Here is a 15,217-nt window from a genome sequence, read left to right as displayed (position 1 = left end):
CCTCAAAGCACGCGAAAGTGCGCGCGCCAACTGGTAAGCGAATCAAGAAAGCGACCCAGCGCGACTTCGAATTCGTCGGCGGACGCTGCCGCGCCAACGCGGAGCTGCAGCATCAGCCTGTCTTCATCGGGCGAGAGCACCAGGTAATCGGCATCAAGTGGCGGGCGCTGGCCGGCCACAGCCAGTGCATCCATGATTGCGTCGTCAGCGAGCAGCGACGCAATCGGCAGCGCACGCACCTGCGCCTCAAGCACGATGTCGCCGCGGCCTGCCGGATGAAGCAGCACATGCATGTTGCCGTCGAACACCAGTGCCACGGAGCCGTCGGCGCGCGGCGCACCGGGGTCCAGCCGCGCGCGCAAGGCGTAGCCGGCAAAGCCGGCATGGTTGAGGCTAGCCATTGAAATCGTCCTCGTGCTCGTCAATTTTTTCGGTGAGTTTTCGCATCGCCAGCAGCAGCTCGGCCACAGGCTCGATCAGCTCGGAGGGGATGTACTGCGCCACCTGGGCCTGGCTGAGCAGCGCGCGCGCCAGCGGCACGTTCTGCAGCACCGGGATGCCTTCTTGCTCTGCGACGCGCTTGATCGCCTCGGCAATGCCGCCCTCGCCCTTGCACACCACCACCGGCAGCGGCGTCTTGCTCTCTTCATAGAACAGGCCCACCGCAACGTGCGTCGGGTTGGTCACCACCACGCTGGCCTTGCGTGTGTTGGCAACCATCTCGCCCATCGCAATTTCGCGGGCAAGCTCCTTGCGGTGCCCCTTCATGTGGGGGTCGCCTTCCATTTGCTTGTACTCCTGCTTGATCTCCTCCATGGACATCATCAGGCCCTTGATGTAGCTGTAGCGCTGCCACGCCAGGTCGAACACCGCGATCACCGCAAAGCAGATGAACGTGTTGATCGTGAGCACACGCATCATCTCGCCGAGCGCCAGGCCCGCCGCGCCGATGCCGGCCAGCGGAATCTTGATCATCGTGTCGAGCGAGTCGCGCACCACGAAGTACACGAGGAACATCAGAAATGTGACCTTCAGGCACGACTTGATGAATTCCACGAGGTTCTTCATCGTGAACATCTGCTTGAGGTTCGCAATGGGGTTGAGCTTGTCGCCCTTGGGCAAGAGTGCCTTGAACGAGAGCAAGAGCCCGGTCTGGATCGTCTCGCCGAACACGCCGATCACGATCACGATCAACAGGTAAGGCACCAGCAATTCGGCAGCCTTGCGCCAGAGGGTGGAAAGGCTGATGGCAACGGCGTCCTTGAAGTCCATGCCGTACAACTGGCCTGGCAGCGCCACCATCTCGCCCATGGTCTTGAAGATGTCGCCCGCCATCACCAGCGTGTAGCCAAACAACGCACCGATCAGCAGGGCCTGCGTGAAGTCCTTGCTCTTGGCGACCTGCCCGTCTTCGCGCGCCTTGCGAATGCGGTGGTCAGTGGGCCGTTCGGTTTTTTCGCTCATGGCAGCCGCACGCCTTTGAACATGGCGAAGACCGTGCGATTGCACTCGCGCAGCGTCTCGAGAATGAGGTCGCCCGCGTAGTCGAACAGCACCACGCCGTAGATCGCGAAAACCACCATGGCGATCGCACTCTTGATCGGCATCGCCAGGAAGAACACCTGCAGCTGCGGCACAAACCGGCTGATGATTGCCATGCCCGCTTCGGCCAGGAACATCGCGAAGATCACGGGCGCGCACAGCAGCACCGTGAGGCTCATGAAGCGGTCGAGCAGGTCGAGCGCGAGCTTGGGCGCTTCCGGCGCGAAATGCGGCCACCAGCCAAACACGGGCCAGATCTGGAAGCTGTCGTAGATCACGCCGAGCACCATCACGAAGCCGCCCAGGCTGAACATCATGGTGACGATGGCCTGGTTGAACAGTTGCCCGAGCGGCGATGTCTCGTGGCCTGAGAGTGGGTTGATGGTCTGCGCGATCGTCGCGCCGCGCTGCGCGTCCACCAGGTCGCCCATGTTTTCAACGGCCCACAGCGGTATGGCCAGCACGAAGCCGATCACGATGCCGATGAACGCTTCTTTGAGCACGAGGCCCAGAATGGAGAAGGTCGGGCGTTCCAGCGCAACACCTTCGGCCAGCATCGGCGCCATGAAGATGGCAAAGCTGCCAATGGCGGCGACTCTCAATGTCAGCGGCAAGGCTTCGCGGCTGAGCAACGGCAGTATCGTGAACACGGCAAGAAAGCGTGGCAGCGCAAAGCCAAAGGCTTTGAGGTGCAGGAAGAACCACGCTGTCGTGTCCATCGCTGCCTCAGCGCACCAGCATCGGGAAGCTGTCGAACAGCGACACCGTGTAGTTGAAGATTTCACCGCCTACCCATCGCGCGGTGAGAAACAGCGTGACGCCCACTGCGATGAGCTTGATCGCGAACGACAGCGTCTGCTCCTGGATCTGCGTGAGCGCCTGGAACAGGCTGAAGAGCGTGCCCACGACCGACGCCACGATGATGGGCGGCAGCGAGAGCCACAACACCAGCAGCAGCGCCTTGACGACGTGGGAAACAATATCGACGACTTCCATGGTGCGGCTCCTAGAGGCGGTAGGTCAGCACAAGGCCGTGCAGCAGGCGGGACCAGCCATCGACCATCACAAACAGGAACAGCTTGAGCGGCAGCGTGATCGTGGCGGGCGAGACCATCATCATTCCCATGGCCATCAGGATGTTCGAGACGACCAGGTCGATCACGATGAAGGGCAGGAACAGAAGAAAGCCGATTTCAAATGCGGCTGTGAGTTCGGTCACGACGAATGCTGGCACCAGAATCAACAGGTCTGTCTGACGCGCTTCGCTGGCCATCTTGGCGGGCCAGATCCGCTTGGCCTGGCCCATGAAGAAGTCGCGCTGCTCGACCTTGCTGTTGGCCAGCAGGAACTTGCGCATGGGCTCGGCGCCGCGCTTGCCGGCATCGATGAAGCTCGTCGCACTGCGCATCGGCGTGGGGTCTGACTGGACCGCATCGGCGATTTCGTAGCCGATGGGCGCCATGATGAACACGGTGAGCATCAGCGACAGCGCGTACAACACGATGTTGGGTGGCGACTGCTGCACGCCCAGCGCATTGCGCACGAGCGACAGCACGATCGAGATCTTCAGGAATGCCGTGGTTGTGACGAACGCAAGCGGCACCAGCCCCAGCAGCGCAAGCGCCAGCGTGAGGACGATCGGATCGAGACCGTTGGTCGCCAGCACTTACTTGCCCTCGATGGAAAAGCGCAACACCGACACGCCAACGCGGCCTTCGATGTCAACAAGCTCACCCTCGCCGATCAGGCGTCCATTCGCGCGGATGCTCACGGTGCTGCGCGGGTCACGACCCAGGTTGAACAGGTAGCCGGGCTGCAGGCTTCGCAGGTCGCCCAGCGAGATTTCGCGCTCGCCCAGATCGAAGGTCAGCCTGACCGGTACATCGTCAATGAGGCCGCTCGAAGCAGCCCCGGTGTCGTCAACATCAGCCATGATTTCCTGCACTCCTTCAAGTACCTGCAACGTGGAGCCTTCGAGCCCGCACAGCACGCCGAGCCGCGGACCCAGCGTCACCATCAACCGGTTGTCTTGCGACAACAGGCATTCATCCAGCACAACGACATCGCGCAGTGCGATGCCGCGCAACGCGCTCGCAGACAGGTCCACCCAGCCCGCGACGAGCTGCAGGCGCAGCGGCAGCTCGTTCCAGTCGAGATCGGTCTGGATGCCCGGCTGCTCACGCAGGGCCGTAGCCAGGAAGCGGCAGGCGGTTGCGTCGAGCAGCAGCTCGCCGGTGAGCTCCTGCTCGTGCGACCAGGCTTGCCATTCGTACGAGTCGAGCCCGGCCATGTTGGGCCGCGCGGTGACGGACACGATTCGCATGCTCTTTCTGGTGATCGACTCCACCAGCGCGACCAGCTCGCTTGCGGAAAATTCGAGCGCCGCCAGCAAGACGGGCACTGGCCACTGCACGGGCTCGTCGCCTGGAAGCGCAAGGCCAGCCAATTGATCCAGGCTGGCGCGGCCAATGCCGATGAATGCACGCGCGCCGCCCCAGTCACACTCCACAAAGCATTCGGAAGGCACAGCCTGGCGCGCAGGGCCGATGTCGAACATCCAGTCTTCGTCCAGCCACTGGGCCGACATCGGCGGGCGCTTGCGGCACAGCACGTTGCGACTGCTCAGCGCGTCGCGCGAGACAGTCGCCAGCTGGAGCGGGCGATGCAAATGCATTGCGCTCATGCCTGCTCTCCATCGCGCGCGTCGTTTGACCAGCGGCAGCTTGCAGCGAGCGTTCCGTCGCTCATTCGCACCGAGAGTTCAAGCGGGCGCTGCAGGCGCTGGCCGACTTCTTTGGCCAGCACCGGCAGCTTGCGCTGCAGCCACAGCGCGGCGCGGTTCGTCCCGCAGCTGAATTCAACCCGCAATTCGCCTTGCGCTTCATACAGGCGCACAGATGTATCGGCAAGCAGGGTTGCACGCAGGCCCACGCGCACTTCGCGTGCGCTACTGGTGCCGACGCCCACCCACAGGTGAGCAATCTCGGCGGCGACGTCGTCGGTGTTGGCCAGCTCCTGCGGCTCGGGCGCATTGACTGCCCACAGCTGCGCTTCAGGCGTGGTGTCAGTTTGCTGGTGGCGCTCGCGCCCTTTGTGCAGCAAGGCCTGAAAGCGCGCGACGTCGTTCGAGTCTGCGCCGCTGGCAGGCGGTGTCCACCCCTGCGACGCATCCTCTTCGCCGACTTGCAGATACAGCGGCCCGAGATCAACGTTGCGCGGTCTGCTCGCCATGGTCAGGCTTCCTCTTCGGTCTCTTCGATGTCGAGGATCACGGGGCCGCGTCCTGCGAATTCTTCAAGCTCCAGCTCGGCCAGCCATTCGGCGTGTTTTTGCCTTTCAAGCTGCTGCGTCTCGGACAGGTCCTGGAATCGGCTCGCAGCCAGTGCGGCCATGCGCCAGACAGTGACTGAATCGTCGAAAGTCTTGCGCCGTATCACGCGCGTTTCCTGTGCGTCGGCCACGGCCTTGGCGTCAAGCTTGGCGGCTTCCTTCATGGAGTCGACTTCGTGTTTGAGGTCGTGGAGTTCGCGAACGACGACGACACGCGCGCACACGTCCGTGTACAGCGACTCTTCGCGCTCAACGCGCTCTTTGTCGCGCTCGCGCTGCTGCTCAAGGCTGCGGCGCAGCGCTTCAGAGGCGAGCTCCAGGTGCTGCCGCGCACGCCGCATTTCGGCTTCACGGCACTCCTCACGAATTCGCTTGATATGCAACAGGCCGTCAATGACATCCATGGCCCAGCCCCTCAGGCAGCAGAAAAATAACCGGCATTCGTCAGGTGCTTGCGCACGGCACTGCGCCCGCGCGACACCCGGCTGCGAACGGTGCCGACGGGCACGTTCAGTTCGGCAGCGGCCTCTTCGTAGGACAGCTCGTCGACCACCACCAGGAGCAGCGCCTGCGACATGTCGGCCGACATCATTTCAATGGCTTGCGAGACCAGCTCCAGCCCCTGGCGCTGGCTCAGGCTTTCGCAAGGCTGGAGATCGGCGGACTCGCAAGCCTCAAGCACGTCATCGGTTTCAAAACGATGACGGTGCTGCGGCGCGCGGCTGACGTGGTTGCGTGCCAGGTTGGTCGCGATGCCAAAAATCCAGGTGGAGAGCTCCGCCTCGCCGCGAAAGCTGGTGAAGCTGCACGCTGCCTCGACAAACGCCTGCTGGGCGATGTCCGCCGCGTCATCGGGGTGGCCGACGCGCTTGAGGACAAAGTAATAGAGCGACGCGCTGTATTCCTTGACGAGGTCGCGAAACAGGGCGTCCTTGGCTGCACCGGTGACCGGTGCGGGCGCGTCCTGCGTATCGATGAATGCATGCGAGGGCGGCGCTGCGGGATGGTCGGTCAGCGTGAACGCCGGCGCGTTGACCTTGCACAGGCTGCGCAGGTCGGTGCGCGGATGTGCGCGGTGCGATGAGCGGCGGGCGTGCGGCTCGAGGAAGTGGACCAGCCGGGAAATATTGAGCGTTTGCATCATCGATTTCTCCTTTGCAGCCAGTCTGCTCGGAGAGATCGGTTTTGCCTTCAGCCTCGTGCCCTAGGCCATCCAGGCCATCTAGGCCTGATGGCCTAGGCCGCCTTCGCGAACCTTGCCAGCCAGAAGGGTCTGGCGCCATTCCAGGGCTTGCGCGGCAACAGCGCGCATGAGTTTTGCCAGCCACGCGCCGCCTGTTTGCTGCCCGAAATGCGCCTCGACGCACAGCATGACTTTGCGCCGCTCGGGGTCGAAGCCAAAACGAAGGCTGGGCCGGTTCCATGTCATGTGCTGCGCAATGAGCATGTTCTCGTACACAGCCGCCCGCTGGGATTCTTCGATTTCTCCGAGCTCGGCCAGCAGCAGGAAGCTGTCGCCCGCCTCATCGAACGAGGTCTCGAACCTCACATCGCGGAATGTGGAGCCAAAGCCCTGCCCGAGTGCACCCGTGTCGGCCACACCCAGTTCTGCGCTTGCATCACAACACAACCGTTCGAACTCCAGCCGTTCCATCACCCTATCCTTTTTGGTCGGGCCGCAGGCCCTGATGCCACTTATGTGACAGACGTTTGTATTTGGTTCCATGCCGCGTGATGAATCTTGTGTTGCACCCAAAAAAAGGAACCTTCTATGCGACGCCGTTACTCAAGCAAGGTCACCACAAGTCATGCAAGAGCAGGTTATGTCAAAGGTCAACATTCAGGGCATGGGCGTATCGCAGGTCGGCCTTGGCCATCACGATGCACAACCATCTGCCGTCAAGGCCAAGGGGACTTGGCGCGGCCAATCGCTTGTGCTGGCGCAAGCCGGAATGGCGCAGCAGGTCATGCAGCCGCAGAATGTGGCGGCTCAGGGTTTGCCCGCAGTGCCCGACCGGAATGTGCTGTCACGTCGCGTATCAACGGTTGCGGCGTTCCATGCGAAGGCGCCAGACGACATCCTGCAACGCGCGCAGGCGATGGGCGTCAGTGCCCGCGACGTACGCAATGGCGCGATGGCGCTGCTCAACGGCAAGCAAGCGGCAGCAGCGGGCAAACGCCGGGACGCTTCAAAGCTCAGTTACCTGCAGCATCAATACGCCGCTGCGCTACTCGAAGATGACGTTACCGACGACGACGCCGCCGCAAGACTGACGCACCAGGGCCACCAGGCTCGCAACGCAGAGGACCTCGCCAAGCACGTTGCCACGCTGCTGGAGAGCGCCGCCGACAACGGCGAAGAGCTGCAGCACTTCCTCGAAGACGTGTTGTCCGGCCTGGACACCACAGCCGACGACGTCGGCGAGGATCGCATCGAACGCCTGAAAGATGAACTCTGGGAGGCCCGCAGGGACGAAAAGCGCCTGATGGAGGTGCTGCGAAAGGCACAGGGTATCCCGTCGCTCGATCGCAGCAAGAGCCAGCAAGAGCGCGAACGGATGCGCCAGAAGCTGCAGGACGACATCCAGCGCTTCGAGTCGGAAGACCTCGCTGGTGCAGATGTGGTTCCCCGCTACAACGTGGCGAACGTCTCGGCCACCGCGCCGCAGCCGCAACGGTTCGAAGACGCCTATGTCGAACTCGTCACCAAGCCGCACACCCTGCCGCAGGCCATGCAAGTGCTGCTGCGCGCCTACGATGACATTGCCGAGCTCATCGCGTCAGTGGTCAAGTTCCAGCAGGCTCGTGCCGACGACCTGAATTCAATGCCGCCGTCGCGCGACGTGATTCGCCTGGGCGCCGTGATCAGCGACCTTGGGACCACGTTCGTGTTCTCCACGCTGATCGACTCTGCGCGTGAGCTGAGCGATCTGATGACCCACACGGGCCATGCAAGCGCAGCGTGATGCCTTCGACGTCAACAAGCTCCTCGTGGGCTTTGTGGACATCCTCGCCAGCGGCAACGCGATGCCGCTGCAATTTGACCGGCTCGCCCGCGATCTCGGCATTGCGGAAGGCGCGCCCATGGTGGTGTTTCTCAACGGCATCAAGAAGATCCTTCGCGCCTTGCCGGACAAGGCATTTGAAGACAAGAACGCACGGCTCGCGATGGTCGATGCCGTGCAGGACGCACTCGACCAGGCCATCGATGTCGAGGAAGAAATGAACGAGAACAACCAGCAGGGGGACAGCTGATGGACTGGGTCACACATGCAGTTGCCGCGTTCGGCCAATCCATCGGCATTGCCGATCTGGCGCTGGACAGCGATGGCTACGCACTCTTCACGCTCGAAGACAACAGCCTGCTTTGCCTGCACGACCTGGTGACAGCCGGCGGCGATGAAGTGCTCATCACCTTGTCGCGGCCCTTGCCTGCACCGCAGGCGGCGGCCGCGCGGCGAGCCCTGCTCGCGGCAGACTTTCGCAAATGCCCGCTGGGGCAGATTCAGCTCGCCACACGCGGCGCCGATCTGGCTGTCACGCTGCGCATGCCGCGCCACTCAGTCATGCTCAGCGCGCTGGAGGACGGCATCGACGCACTGTTCAGGTTCCACGCCAACGTCACGCAGATGCACTGAGGCGGGACACGACATGAGCCGCATTCAGAACACCCCTTTTCCGATGGATCGCGGGATCGACAAGATCTTGCGGCTCGATGAGGACGAAAAGGTCGATGTCGGCGTTGCCGGCGACATCTCGCCAGCGTTCTCGCCCGTCAAGCCCCGGTTGGAGCAGCTGTATGCGATGCCCAACCTGGAGGACTACATCGCCGGCCAGCTCGCACCATCTCTCAGCGAGCCTTCGCTGTTGATGCCCAGCAGGTTCAACCGCGCCCTGCGTGAAGGCGAGCAGCAGCTGGAACTGGAAGAAGAGAAAGATCCGCGCAACGCACGCATTCTTCGCGCCGCCAGGCGGCTGATGCATGACCAGGTAGCCCTGCGCGATCTGGTCCAGATGTACCGATCCGCGCTGCTCAAAGGTTGACGCATGAACCGCCTGAACAGCGACTCCCTTGAAGTGATGCGATTGCTCGCGCACGTCTTCCTGTTGCACGGCAGGCCCGACCAGGCGGTTGTGATGTTGCGTGCCGTGTGTGTGCTCGCGCCCGATGACATGCGCGCCATGCGATCGCTCGCGCTGGCCGCGATCCGTGCAGGTGAAGCGGGCGAAGCATCACGTGTGCTGGACAAGCTGCGCGACTGCGGCGACCCGTCACCGGTTCTTCACTTACTGCAGGGCCAGGCCTGTACCGCCACGGCCCGACATGCCGAGGCCGAGCGCGCCTTCAACCAGTTTGCGGCGGCTCGGGCCGCCACAACACTATCCACCGAAAGTTGACCGTGCAAGCTGCATCACCTCGCCTCCAGCGGATCGTCCAGGCGCTTGTCAGCCGAAACGATCTGGTTCTTGCCGCTCTGATCGTCTGCATCATCTTCATGATGATCCTGCCACTGCCGACGTGGTTGATGGACGTGCTGATCGCGCTCAACATGTGCATTTCTGCGGTATTGCTGATGGTGGCGATGTACTTGCCCAGCCCGCTGGCGTTCTCGTCGTTTCCGTCGGTACTGCTGATCACGACACTGTTCCGCCTGGCCATCGGCATCGCGACGACCCGGCTCATTTTGCTCAATGCAGATGCTGGCCACATCGTCTATACGTTCGGCAACTTTGTCGTCGGCGGCAACCTTGTCGTGGGCCTGGTGGTGTTCCTGATCCTGACGATCGTTCAGTTTGTGGTGATCACCAAGGGCGCGGAGCGCGTGGCCGAAGTCGGCGCACGCTTTTCGCTCGATGCCATGCCCGGCAAGCAGATGTCCATCGACGGCGACATGCGCGCCGGCGTGATCGACATGGATGAAGCGCGCCGACGCCGCACGCTGGTGGAAAAGGAAAGCCAGCTCTACGGCTCGATGGACGGCGCGATGAAGTTCGTCAAGGGCGACGCGATCGCGGGCTTGATCATCGTGGCCGTCAACTTGTTGGGCGGCATTCTGATCGGCACGATGCAGCGCGGTATGACGGCCGCCGAAGCGATGAAGGTGTATTCGATCCTCACGATCGGTGACGGCCTGATCGCGCAGATTCCCGCGCTGTTCATCTCGATCGGTGCCGGCATGATCGTCACGCGTGTGACGACAGGCGACGGTCCATCGAACGTGGGCCGCGATGTGGGTGCGCAAATCCTGTCGCAGCCAAAAGCCCTGTTGATCGGCACGGCCGTGATGGTGGGTTTCAGCGCGATTCCTGGCATGCCGACGCTCACGTTCCTGATCGTGGGCGCGCTCATCGGCACGCTGGGCTACACCCTCTACAAGGGCGAGACGAAGGTTGTCGATGCGAAGACTGGCCAGGTCACGACGGTCTCGGCAGTGGACATTTCGGGCAAAACGGGCAGGCCGGAAAAGTCCAAGCCTGGCGACGCAGACAACTTCCAGCCGACCGTGCCATTGATGGTCGACGTGAACGCCGACCTCGAAAAGGTGTTCTCGGCAGACATGCTCAACGAGGAGCTGATCAAGGTGCGCCGCGCGCTGTATTTCGATCTGGGTGTGGTGTTCCCGGGGTTGCAACTGCGGTTCAACGACCAGCTGCCGCCGGAGTCGTATTCGATTCTGGTGGGCGAAATTCCTGTGTCGCAAGGACGCCTGCGCGCCGATCACCTGCTGGTGCGCGAGAGCATCGAAAACCTGAGCGCCATGCTCATCCCGCATGAGACCGACAAGAAGTTCCTGCCGAACCTGCCCACCATCTGGTCGCCCGCGCACCTGAAGGGCGCGTTGGTGAAGGCGGGCATTCCTTTCCTCGAGCCGACGCAGATGCTGAGCTATCACATCGCCTTCGTGCTGCGCAAGCACGCCGCGGAGTTCATAGGGATTCAAGAGACGCGCGGCATCCTCGCCGAGATGGAAGGCAAGTTCGCGGAGCTGGGCAAGGAGATCACGCGGGTCATGCCGATCCACAAGATCGCCGAGATCCTGCAGCGGCTCGTGTCCGAGGAAGTGTCGATCCGCAATGTGCGCACCGTGATGGAAGCGCTGGTGGAATGGGGTCAGAAGGAAAAGGACCCGGTGCTGCTTGCCGAATATGTGCGCATGGCTTTGCGCCGCTATATCAGCCACAAATATTCGTCGGGCCAGAACATGCTGCCCGCTTACCTGCTCGCACCCGCCATCGAGGACGAGCTTCGCGCCGCGATCCGGCAGACCTCAGCGGGCTCGTATCTCGCGCTTGACCCTTCTGCATCCAAGCGGATCACGACGGCCATCAAGGCAGCAGTGGGCGATCCGTCACTCGCGACGCAGCGGCCTGTGCTGCTCACGTCAATGGATATCCGCCGCTACATGCGCAAGCTGCTCGAGCAGGATCTGGCCGAGCTGCCTGTCCTGTCGTACCAGGAGCTGACGCAGGAGATCAACATCCAGCCGCTCGCGCGCATCCAGGCCTGACCAGGCAAACCCGTCGCACCACTTTCGAGGCATAACGATCATGAACACTTCCGAAGCTCTTGAACTGCGCGTGCTACATGGCCCACAGGCTGGCAGCACTCTGCCTGTTGAGGCCGGCCAGGCGTACTCAGTGGGTGCAGCCGACACATGCGCCGTGCTGCTCGCGGGCACGCAGATCGAGCCCGAGCACGTTGAATTGTCAGCTGATGGCGACGGCATCCAGGTCACGCTGCTCCAAGGCAAAGTGACAACAATCGATCGCGGTGAAGTCTCGTCTGGCCAGGTGATTCCACTTGGCACGCCCCTGCGTATTGGCCGCGTGAAGCTCACCATCGACAACGTGGACGCGCCCTGGCCGCACGACGACGCGCTGGAAGAGCCCGAGCAGGTACTGCCTGCGCACAGCGACTCGGACCGTGAGGAGATCACGCTTGCGCATGAAGCCCCAGCGCCGCAGCCTCGGATTGCGGCCATCAAGAAGGTTCGCAGCAGCATCAATCCCGCGGTTGTGTTTGGCGCTGCCGCCGTGTTGCTGATGGGCGCCGCTGTGGCCGCGTGGGTCACCGCCGAGAGTGATCAGGCACCTGCAACGCAGGCTCCGCTAGCCGCAGCGAGCGCGCCAGCGCGCCCGGCTTCCGTACCTGTAGCGCGTGTCATTCCCGAGGCTGAACGCTTGGCCATCGTCTCCAAATTTCTGGAGAAACACCGCACAGCGGGCATTGTCGAACTGAACGTCGAGCGTGCACCTGCTGGCGTCTTGCGCATCGGTGGTGCAGCCGCCACGCAGGCCGACCTGACGGCCGTGGTCGACGCAGCGCGCTCGGAGCTTGCCGACGCAGCGCCTGTCCAGTTCGCGGTGCTCTTGCGCTCAGAACTTGCGGCGCGTTTCGAGGAGCGGCTTCGGGCCGCCGGCATTGCTTCGAAGTTCAAAGTCGCAAGCCGTGACCCAGCGCTCGAATTGCGAGCGGTATTGACTAGCCAGGAAGTGCAGGCCTGGGAGAGCATGTTCATGACGTTCACACGCGACTATGGAAGCGTGCTCACGGTGCGCGCGCAAGTGCAGCATGAGCGCGACCTGATCGAAGTCCAGGTCGAGACCGTGGTTGCGGGCGCGTCACCGTACCTGGTAACGACCGGCGGCCGGCGAATTGCCCCGGGCGGCGCAATCGAAGGGCGCACGCTCATGGCCATTCGCGACGGTGAATTGCTGTTCTCGGATGGTCTGCGCGTTCGCTACGCCAATTGAACTGTCGCTGCTTGCCTGTTACTCATTCATCATGAACCAGAAACACACGCCGGACTTGCAATCCGAATTGCAGAGCGACCCAAGCGGCACGCGCCGCATGAATCTGCTGAACCAGCTGCGCACGCTGCATGTGAGCTGCCTGGCTGCGGGCCGGCGGCCCAGTGATGCGCAAACCTATCGCGATGTGGAGGCGGCAACCACTGCAGTGGCGGCCGCGATTCGCATCATCGAAACCTTGCCGAAATCGGACGCCGGCAGGAACTAGTTGTGATGCGACGTTACTCAGTTTCAGGCGCAGGAATATTTCAAGCGCCTACCCAATTGGACGCGAAGGGCGCGCCCGGTTCGAAGCCTTAATTTTCAAGGAGAAATATCATGGCTTTCACTCTCAATGGCATTTCCACAACCGGCGATGGCGTTATCACGCCGACCGAAACCGATCTCGACGCTGCGATGGCGGGCCTTGGGCCGGATTCAACGGCCGCTGACCTGCTGAAGTTTCAGGGCCTGCTTGCCATCAACAGCACGATCACCGCGAGCTTCAGTGGCTGCATGAAGGAGCGCTCGGACACACTGAAAGGTGTCGTTCAGAAGTTCTGACCTTCCGCCCGTCGGTCCTTTGCCGCATTGCTGCGCGTGTGCCCACGCGCAGCAATGCGGCTTTTCTCATTGGAGCAACTCTTCTCGCGACAACGCAGGCACGCCAAGTCGCAGGCGCGCATGCCCTATTCGCCGCAATGGCGGCGCCGAAGGCCTACCAGGGAAATTGATTGAGGGCCGGCTTCGCTTAAGCGACGTGACGGCTGTGGGCAGGCGAAGGCGTGAGCCATTCGCGCCAGCCGCGCTTGTTGGCGGCTGCAATGGCCTCGGCGCGGCTGTTGACTTCAAGCGCCCCGAGAATCGCGCCAACGTGGCACTTGACCGTGCCCATGGCAAGGTTGAGCTCACGGCAGATCTGCTTGTTGGGCTTGCCGTCCAGCAACTGGGCCAGGACGTCGATCTGGCGGGCCGTGAGCCTTGCGCCGCGCAACGCCTCAGCGCGGCTGACGGCAGGGGTCTCTGGCGCAGCCGCTGTGGCAACGGTTGCCGCGGCTGTGCTGGCCTGGGGCGCTGCAAACGCCTCGGGGGGAATGTAGATCCCACCGTCCAGGACGAGCCGAAGTGCGTTGATGAAGGCAGTGCGCCCTGCCAGCTTGGGGATGAACCCGCGAACGCCCTTGGCCAGAACGGTCTGCACTGTCTTCATATCGGCCACAGAGGAGATGGCGACGATGCACGCCCTCGGGCAGCTCTTTGTGAAGCGCTCCAGCGCAGTGGTATCTGACGAGCCCGCCATGCTCAGGTCGAGAAGCACCAGATCGATTTCGGGATGGGTCTTGAATGTTTCGACTGCAGAATCGATCGTCTCGGCTTCGAGCACGGTGACGTTCTGTTCGATTGCCTTGAGGCAGAGTTTCAACCCGCCGCGGACCAGATGATGTTCGTCTGCAATCAGGGCAGTGAGTCTGGCCTGCACCGGCACTCTGGGCTCTGTGTCGTGAGCGACGTCTTTCATGAACAACATGGTGATCCCCGACTTGTCGGTACGACGTGACAATGTCCGTCGTGTGTTGCTCCCTTGGGGACAACAATACGGAGAAAGCGCGTCGTGCGAATCAGACGATGGTCTATGTGTGTCGCCCTAACTGGGCGAACCTAGCGCGCGCCGTCGTCCCAGGCAGCAGTGGCCAGCATCGCCTCACGGGCGGATTTCGCGCGCGTGCCGAGCGGGTCGCTCCAGAAGCGCATTTGAAGCGGATCGACGCCGCAGGCGAGCGCCGTAAGCAGCTTGGCCTTCATGGCCTGCATGGCGCGGCTTGCGCGCTCTTCGCGGGTCATATTCGGGCGGGGTGAACCAGGCATCGGTGGAGGCGTCAGCGTTACCGCGGCGAATGCGTCCGCCTTGGTCGCCATATCCACAGGTTCATTGGCCTTGACTGCTGCGGTGAGCGACAGCTTCTGGAACGTGGGGGGAGAGATGCGGCTCATGGTGATTTCCTCAGGCGCGAAGTTTTTGCAAAGCGCCTTCTGCAGCCAGGCGCACGTCTGCATTGAGGCGAGGTGCCGCGCACAATGCAATCGCTGTCTCAAAGGCCTCGGCGGCGGCATCCCTGTCGCCGAGTGCCGCATGGCATTCGCCAAGACGATACGCGCACGCGGGGTCGCTCGGATCGAGCATCCAGGCCAGGCCGTAGTGCCGCGCTGCGTCAGCAACGCGGCCCTCTTGCTGCAGGCAGAGCCCATAGCTGAACTGGAAGCGAAACTCATAGGGGTCATGCACGACAAGAAAAAGCAGTGGCCCCAATGCGCCAGCGAAGTCCTGCCGCACGACGCGTTCCCATACTTCGGCGTACACGGCCTCCAGTTGCTCCTGCGGGACCTGATCGATCTCGGCTAGGGCGTCCTCGACAAAAATGCGCTGCAGCACTTCGACTGCGGGCGCCGTGTCAATGGATTCGATCATTGCAGCTCCAATTGGTCTCACACCATGGCACCCCTTCCGGACGCCTACGAATGTATGTAACCGCAGCGGCGATACGGTTCCAACTGG

The 15,217-nt window shown here is 62.5% G+C and carries 22 protein-coding genes; 9 read left to right on the top strand and 13 right to left on the bottom strand.

The genetic code is table 11. The annotated features are described in order from the left end of the window. Window positions 1–2 precede the first annotated feature (2 nt). The 10 genes from GHT07_RS07285 to GHT07_RS07240 form a co-directional block, all read right to left on the bottom strand. The gene (locus tag GHT07_RS07285) at window positions 3–401 is read right to left on the bottom strand and encodes a CesT family type III secretion system chaperone (protein ID WP_153584415.1); all 399 of its coding nucleotides are present in this window, start codon (window positions 399–401) and stop codon (window positions 3–5) included. Further along, window positions 394–1,464: a type III secretion system export apparatus subunit SctU gene (gene sctU / locus GHT07_RS07280; RefSeq protein ID WP_153584414.1), complete on the bottom strand. Its 1,071-nt coding sequence runs from the start codon at window positions 1,462–1,464 to the stop codon at window positions 394–396. The genes GHT07_RS07285 and sctU overlap by 8 nt, the downstream gene beginning before the upstream one ends. Then, window positions 1,461–2,261, bottom strand: a complete 801-nt coding sequence (gene sctT / locus GHT07_RS07275) for a type III secretion system export apparatus subunit SctT (protein WP_153584413.1) — start codon at window positions 2,259–2,261, stop codon at window positions 1,461–1,463. The genes sctU and sctT overlap by 4 nt, the downstream gene beginning before the upstream one ends. A gap of 7 nt (window positions 2,262–2,268) precedes the next feature. After that, a complete protein-coding gene (sctS, locus tag GHT07_RS07270) occupies window positions 2,269–2,538 on the bottom strand; it encodes a type III secretion system export apparatus subunit SctS (RefSeq protein ID WP_153584412.1) in 270 nt (89 codons plus the stop codon). 10 nt (window positions 2,539–2,548) lie between these two features. After that, window positions 2,549–3,205, bottom strand: coding sequence for a type III secretion system export apparatus subunit SctR (sctR, locus tag GHT07_RS07265; RefSeq protein ID WP_153584596.1), 657 nt, complete (start codon window positions 3,203–3,205; stop codon window positions 2,549–2,551). 3 nt (window positions 3,206–3,208) lie between these two features. Continuing rightward, window positions 3,209–4,225, bottom strand: coding sequence for a type III secretion system cytoplasmic ring protein SctQ (sctQ, locus tag GHT07_RS07260; RefSeq protein ID WP_153584411.1), 1,017 nt, complete (start codon window positions 4,223–4,225; stop codon window positions 3,209–3,211). Further along, a complete protein-coding gene (locus tag GHT07_RS07255) occupies window positions 4,222–4,773 on the bottom strand; it encodes a hypothetical protein (RefSeq protein ID WP_153584410.1) in 552 nt (183 codons plus the stop codon). The genes sctQ and GHT07_RS07255 overlap by 4 nt, the downstream gene beginning before the upstream one ends. A 2-nt stretch (window positions 4,774–4,775) precedes the next feature. After that, window positions 4,776–5,276: a type III secretion system stalk subunit SctO gene (sctO, locus tag GHT07_RS07250; protein WP_153584409.1), complete on the bottom strand. Its 501-nt coding sequence runs from the start codon at window positions 5,274–5,276 to the stop codon at window positions 4,776–4,778. 11 nt (window positions 5,277–5,287) lie between these two features. Further along, a complete protein-coding gene (locus tag GHT07_RS07245) occupies window positions 5,288–6,016 on the bottom strand; it encodes an RNA polymerase sigma factor (protein WP_228488227.1) in 729 nt (242 codons plus the stop codon). Window positions 6,017–6,094: 78 nt separating this feature from the next. After that, window positions 6,095–6,526 (bottom strand): type III secretion system chaperone family protein, encoded by a 432-nt coding sequence (locus tag GHT07_RS07240; RefSeq protein WP_153584408.1) that lies wholly within the window; start codon window positions 6,524–6,526, stop codon window positions 6,095–6,097. 169 nt (window positions 6,527–6,695) lie between these two features. Between GHT07_RS07240 and GHT07_RS07235 the strand changes: the two genes are divergently transcribed. From GHT07_RS07235 to GHT07_RS07200, 9 genes are all read left to right on the top strand, one after another. Further along, window positions 6,696–7,838, top strand: coding sequence for a hypothetical protein (locus GHT07_RS07235; RefSeq protein WP_153584407.1), 1,143 nt, complete (start codon window positions 6,696–6,698; stop codon window positions 7,836–7,838). Continuing rightward, a complete protein-coding gene (locus tag GHT07_RS07230; RefSeq protein ID WP_153584406.1) occupies window positions 7,822–8,127 on the top strand; it encodes a TyeA family type III secretion system gatekeeper subunit in 306 nt (101 codons plus the stop codon). The genes GHT07_RS07235 and GHT07_RS07230 overlap by 17 nt, the downstream gene beginning before the upstream one ends. Beyond that, window positions 8,127–8,510: a type III secretion system chaperone family protein gene (locus tag GHT07_RS21295; protein ID WP_194792869.1), complete on the top strand. Its 384-nt coding sequence runs from the start codon at window positions 8,127–8,129 to the stop codon at window positions 8,508–8,510. Before GHT07_RS07230 ends, GHT07_RS21295 begins: the two co-directional genes overlap by 1 nt. Before the next feature lie 13 nt (window positions 8,511–8,523). Further along, window positions 8,524–8,916: a type III secretion apparatus assembly protein SctX gene (sctX, locus tag GHT07_RS21290; protein ID WP_194792868.1), complete on the top strand. Its 393-nt coding sequence runs from the start codon at window positions 8,524–8,526 to the stop codon at window positions 8,914–8,916. 3 nt (window positions 8,917–8,919) lie between these two features. Continuing rightward, window positions 8,920–9,270 (top strand): type III secretion apparatus assembly chaperone SctY, encoded by a 351-nt coding sequence (sctY, locus tag GHT07_RS07220; RefSeq protein ID WP_153584404.1) that lies wholly within the window; start codon window positions 8,920–8,922, stop codon window positions 9,268–9,270. Further along, complete coding sequence (sctV, locus tag GHT07_RS07215) at window positions 9,267–11,381, top strand: type III secretion system export apparatus subunit SctV (protein WP_153584403.1); 2,115 nt, start codon at window positions 9,267–9,269, stop codon at window positions 11,379–11,381. The genes sctY and sctV overlap by 4 nt, the downstream gene beginning before the upstream one ends. 40 nt (window positions 11,382–11,421) lie before the next feature. Further along, window positions 11,422–12,627 (top strand): FHA domain-containing protein, encoded by a 1,206-nt coding sequence (locus GHT07_RS07210; protein ID WP_153584402.1) that lies wholly within the window; start codon window positions 11,422–11,424, stop codon window positions 12,625–12,627. Window positions 12,628–12,658: 31 nt separating this feature from the next. Then, the gene (locus GHT07_RS07205; protein WP_194792867.1) at window positions 12,659–12,892 is read left to right on the top strand and encodes a hypothetical protein; all 234 of its coding nucleotides are present in this window, start codon (window positions 12,659–12,661) and stop codon (window positions 12,890–12,892) included. A gap of 110 nt (window positions 12,893–13,002) precedes the next feature. Beyond that, the gene (locus GHT07_RS07200) at window positions 13,003–13,227 is read left to right on the top strand and encodes a hypothetical protein (protein WP_153584400.1); all 225 of its coding nucleotides are present in this window, start codon (window positions 13,003–13,005) and stop codon (window positions 13,225–13,227) included. Between the two features lie 187 nt (window positions 13,228–13,414). On the opposite strand, the gene GHT07_RS07195 is transcribed toward GHT07_RS07200, so the two are convergent. The 3 genes from GHT07_RS07195 to GHT07_RS07185 form a co-directional block, all read right to left on the bottom strand. Continuing rightward, entirely contained in the window at window positions 13,415–14,182 is a 768-nt protein-coding gene (locus GHT07_RS07195) for a response regulator transcription factor (protein ID WP_194792866.1), read from the bottom strand. Between the two features lie 140 nt (window positions 14,183–14,322). After that, window positions 14,323–14,655: a hypothetical protein gene (locus GHT07_RS07190; RefSeq protein ID WP_153584398.1), complete on the bottom strand. Its 333-nt coding sequence runs from the start codon at window positions 14,653–14,655 to the stop codon at window positions 14,323–14,325. 10 nt (window positions 14,656–14,665) lie between these two features. Next, on the bottom strand, window positions 14,666–15,130 hold the full coding sequence (locus GHT07_RS07185; RefSeq protein ID WP_153584397.1) for a tetratricopeptide repeat protein: 465 nt from the start codon (window positions 15,128–15,130) through the stop codon (window positions 14,666–14,668). Window positions 15,131–15,217: the final 87 nt, after the last annotated feature.

Source organism: Caenimonas koreensis DSM 17982 (assembly GCF_009646335.1).
Classification (GTDB): Bacteria; Pseudomonadota; Gammaproteobacteria; order Burkholderiales; family Burkholderiaceae_C; genus Ramlibacter; species Ramlibacter koreensis.
The sequence above is the reverse complement of the archived record's forward strand: the minus strand, read 5'-3'. Positions and strand labels throughout refer to the sequence as shown.

Bases quoted from the DNA above. Each gene is read 5' to 3' on its own strand.
- GHT07_RS07285 (WP_153584415.1), bottom strand. From the start codon at position 401: ATGGCTAGCCTCAACCATGCCGGCTTTGCCGGCTACGCCTTGCGCGCG.
- sctU (WP_153584414.1), bottom strand. From the start codon at position 1,464: ATGAGCGAAAAAACCGAACGGCCCACTGACCACCGCATTCGCAAGGCG.
- sctT (WP_153584413.1), bottom strand. From the start codon at position 2,261: ATGGACACGACAGCGTGGTTCTTCCTGCACCTCAAAGCCTTTGGCTTT.
- sctS (WP_153584412.1), bottom strand. From the start codon at position 2,538: ATGGAAGTCGTCGATATTGTTTCCCACGTCGTCAAGGCGCTGCTGCTG.
- sctQ (WP_153584411.1), bottom strand. From the start codon at position 4,225: ATGAGCGCAATGCATTTGCATCGCCCGCTCCAGCTGGCGACTGTCTCG.
- GHT07_RS07255 (WP_153584410.1), bottom strand. From the start codon at position 4,773: ATGGCGAGCAGACCGCGCAACGTTGATCTCGGGCCGCTGTATCTGCAA.
- sctO (WP_153584409.1), bottom strand. From the start codon at position 5,276: ATGGATGTCATTGACGGCCTGTTGCATATCAAGCGAATTCGTGAGGAG.
- GHT07_RS07245 (WP_228488227.1), bottom strand. From the start codon at position 6,016: ATGATGCAAACGCTCAATATTTCCCGGCTGGTCCACTTCCTCGAGCCG.
- GHT07_RS07240 (WP_153584408.1), bottom strand. From the start codon at position 6,526: ATGGAACGGCTGGAGTTCGAACGGTTGTGTTGTGATGCAAGCGCAGAA.
- GHT07_RS07235 (WP_153584407.1), top strand. From the start codon at position 6,696: ATGTCAAAGGTCAACATTCAGGGCATGGGCGTATCGCAGGTCGGCCTT.
- GHT07_RS07230 (WP_153584406.1), top strand. From the start codon at position 7,822: ATGCAAGCGCAGCGTGATGCCTTCGACGTCAACAAGCTCCTCGTGGGC.
- GHT07_RS21295 (WP_194792869.1), top strand. From the start codon at position 8,127: ATGGACTGGGTCACACATGCAGTTGCCGCGTTCGGCCAATCCATCGGC.
- sctX (WP_194792868.1), top strand. From the start codon at position 8,524: ATGAGCCGCATTCAGAACACCCCTTTTCCGATGGATCGCGGGATCGAC.
- sctY (WP_153584404.1), top strand. From the start codon at position 8,920: ATGAACCGCCTGAACAGCGACTCCCTTGAAGTGATGCGATTGCTCGCG.
- GHT07_RS07210 (WP_153584402.1), top strand. From the start codon at position 11,422: ATGAACACTTCCGAAGCTCTTGAACTGCGCGTGCTACATGGCCCACAG.
- GHT07_RS07205 (WP_194792867.1), top strand. From the start codon at position 12,659: ATGAACCAGAAACACACGCCGGACTTGCAATCCGAATTGCAGAGCGAC.
- GHT07_RS07200 (WP_153584400.1), top strand. From the start codon at position 13,003: ATGGCTTTCACTCTCAATGGCATTTCCACAACCGGCGATGGCGTTATC.
- GHT07_RS07195 (WP_194792866.1), bottom strand. From the start codon at position 14,182: ATGAAAGACGTCGCTCACGACACAGAGCCCAGAGTGCCGGTGCAGGCC.
- GHT07_RS07190 (WP_153584398.1), bottom strand. From the start codon at position 14,655: ATGAGCCGCATCTCTCCCCCCACGTTCCAGAAGCTGTCGCTCACCGCA.
- GHT07_RS07185 (WP_153584397.1), bottom strand. From the start codon at position 15,130: ATGATCGAATCCATTGACACGGCGCCCGCAGTCGAAGTGCTGCAGCGC.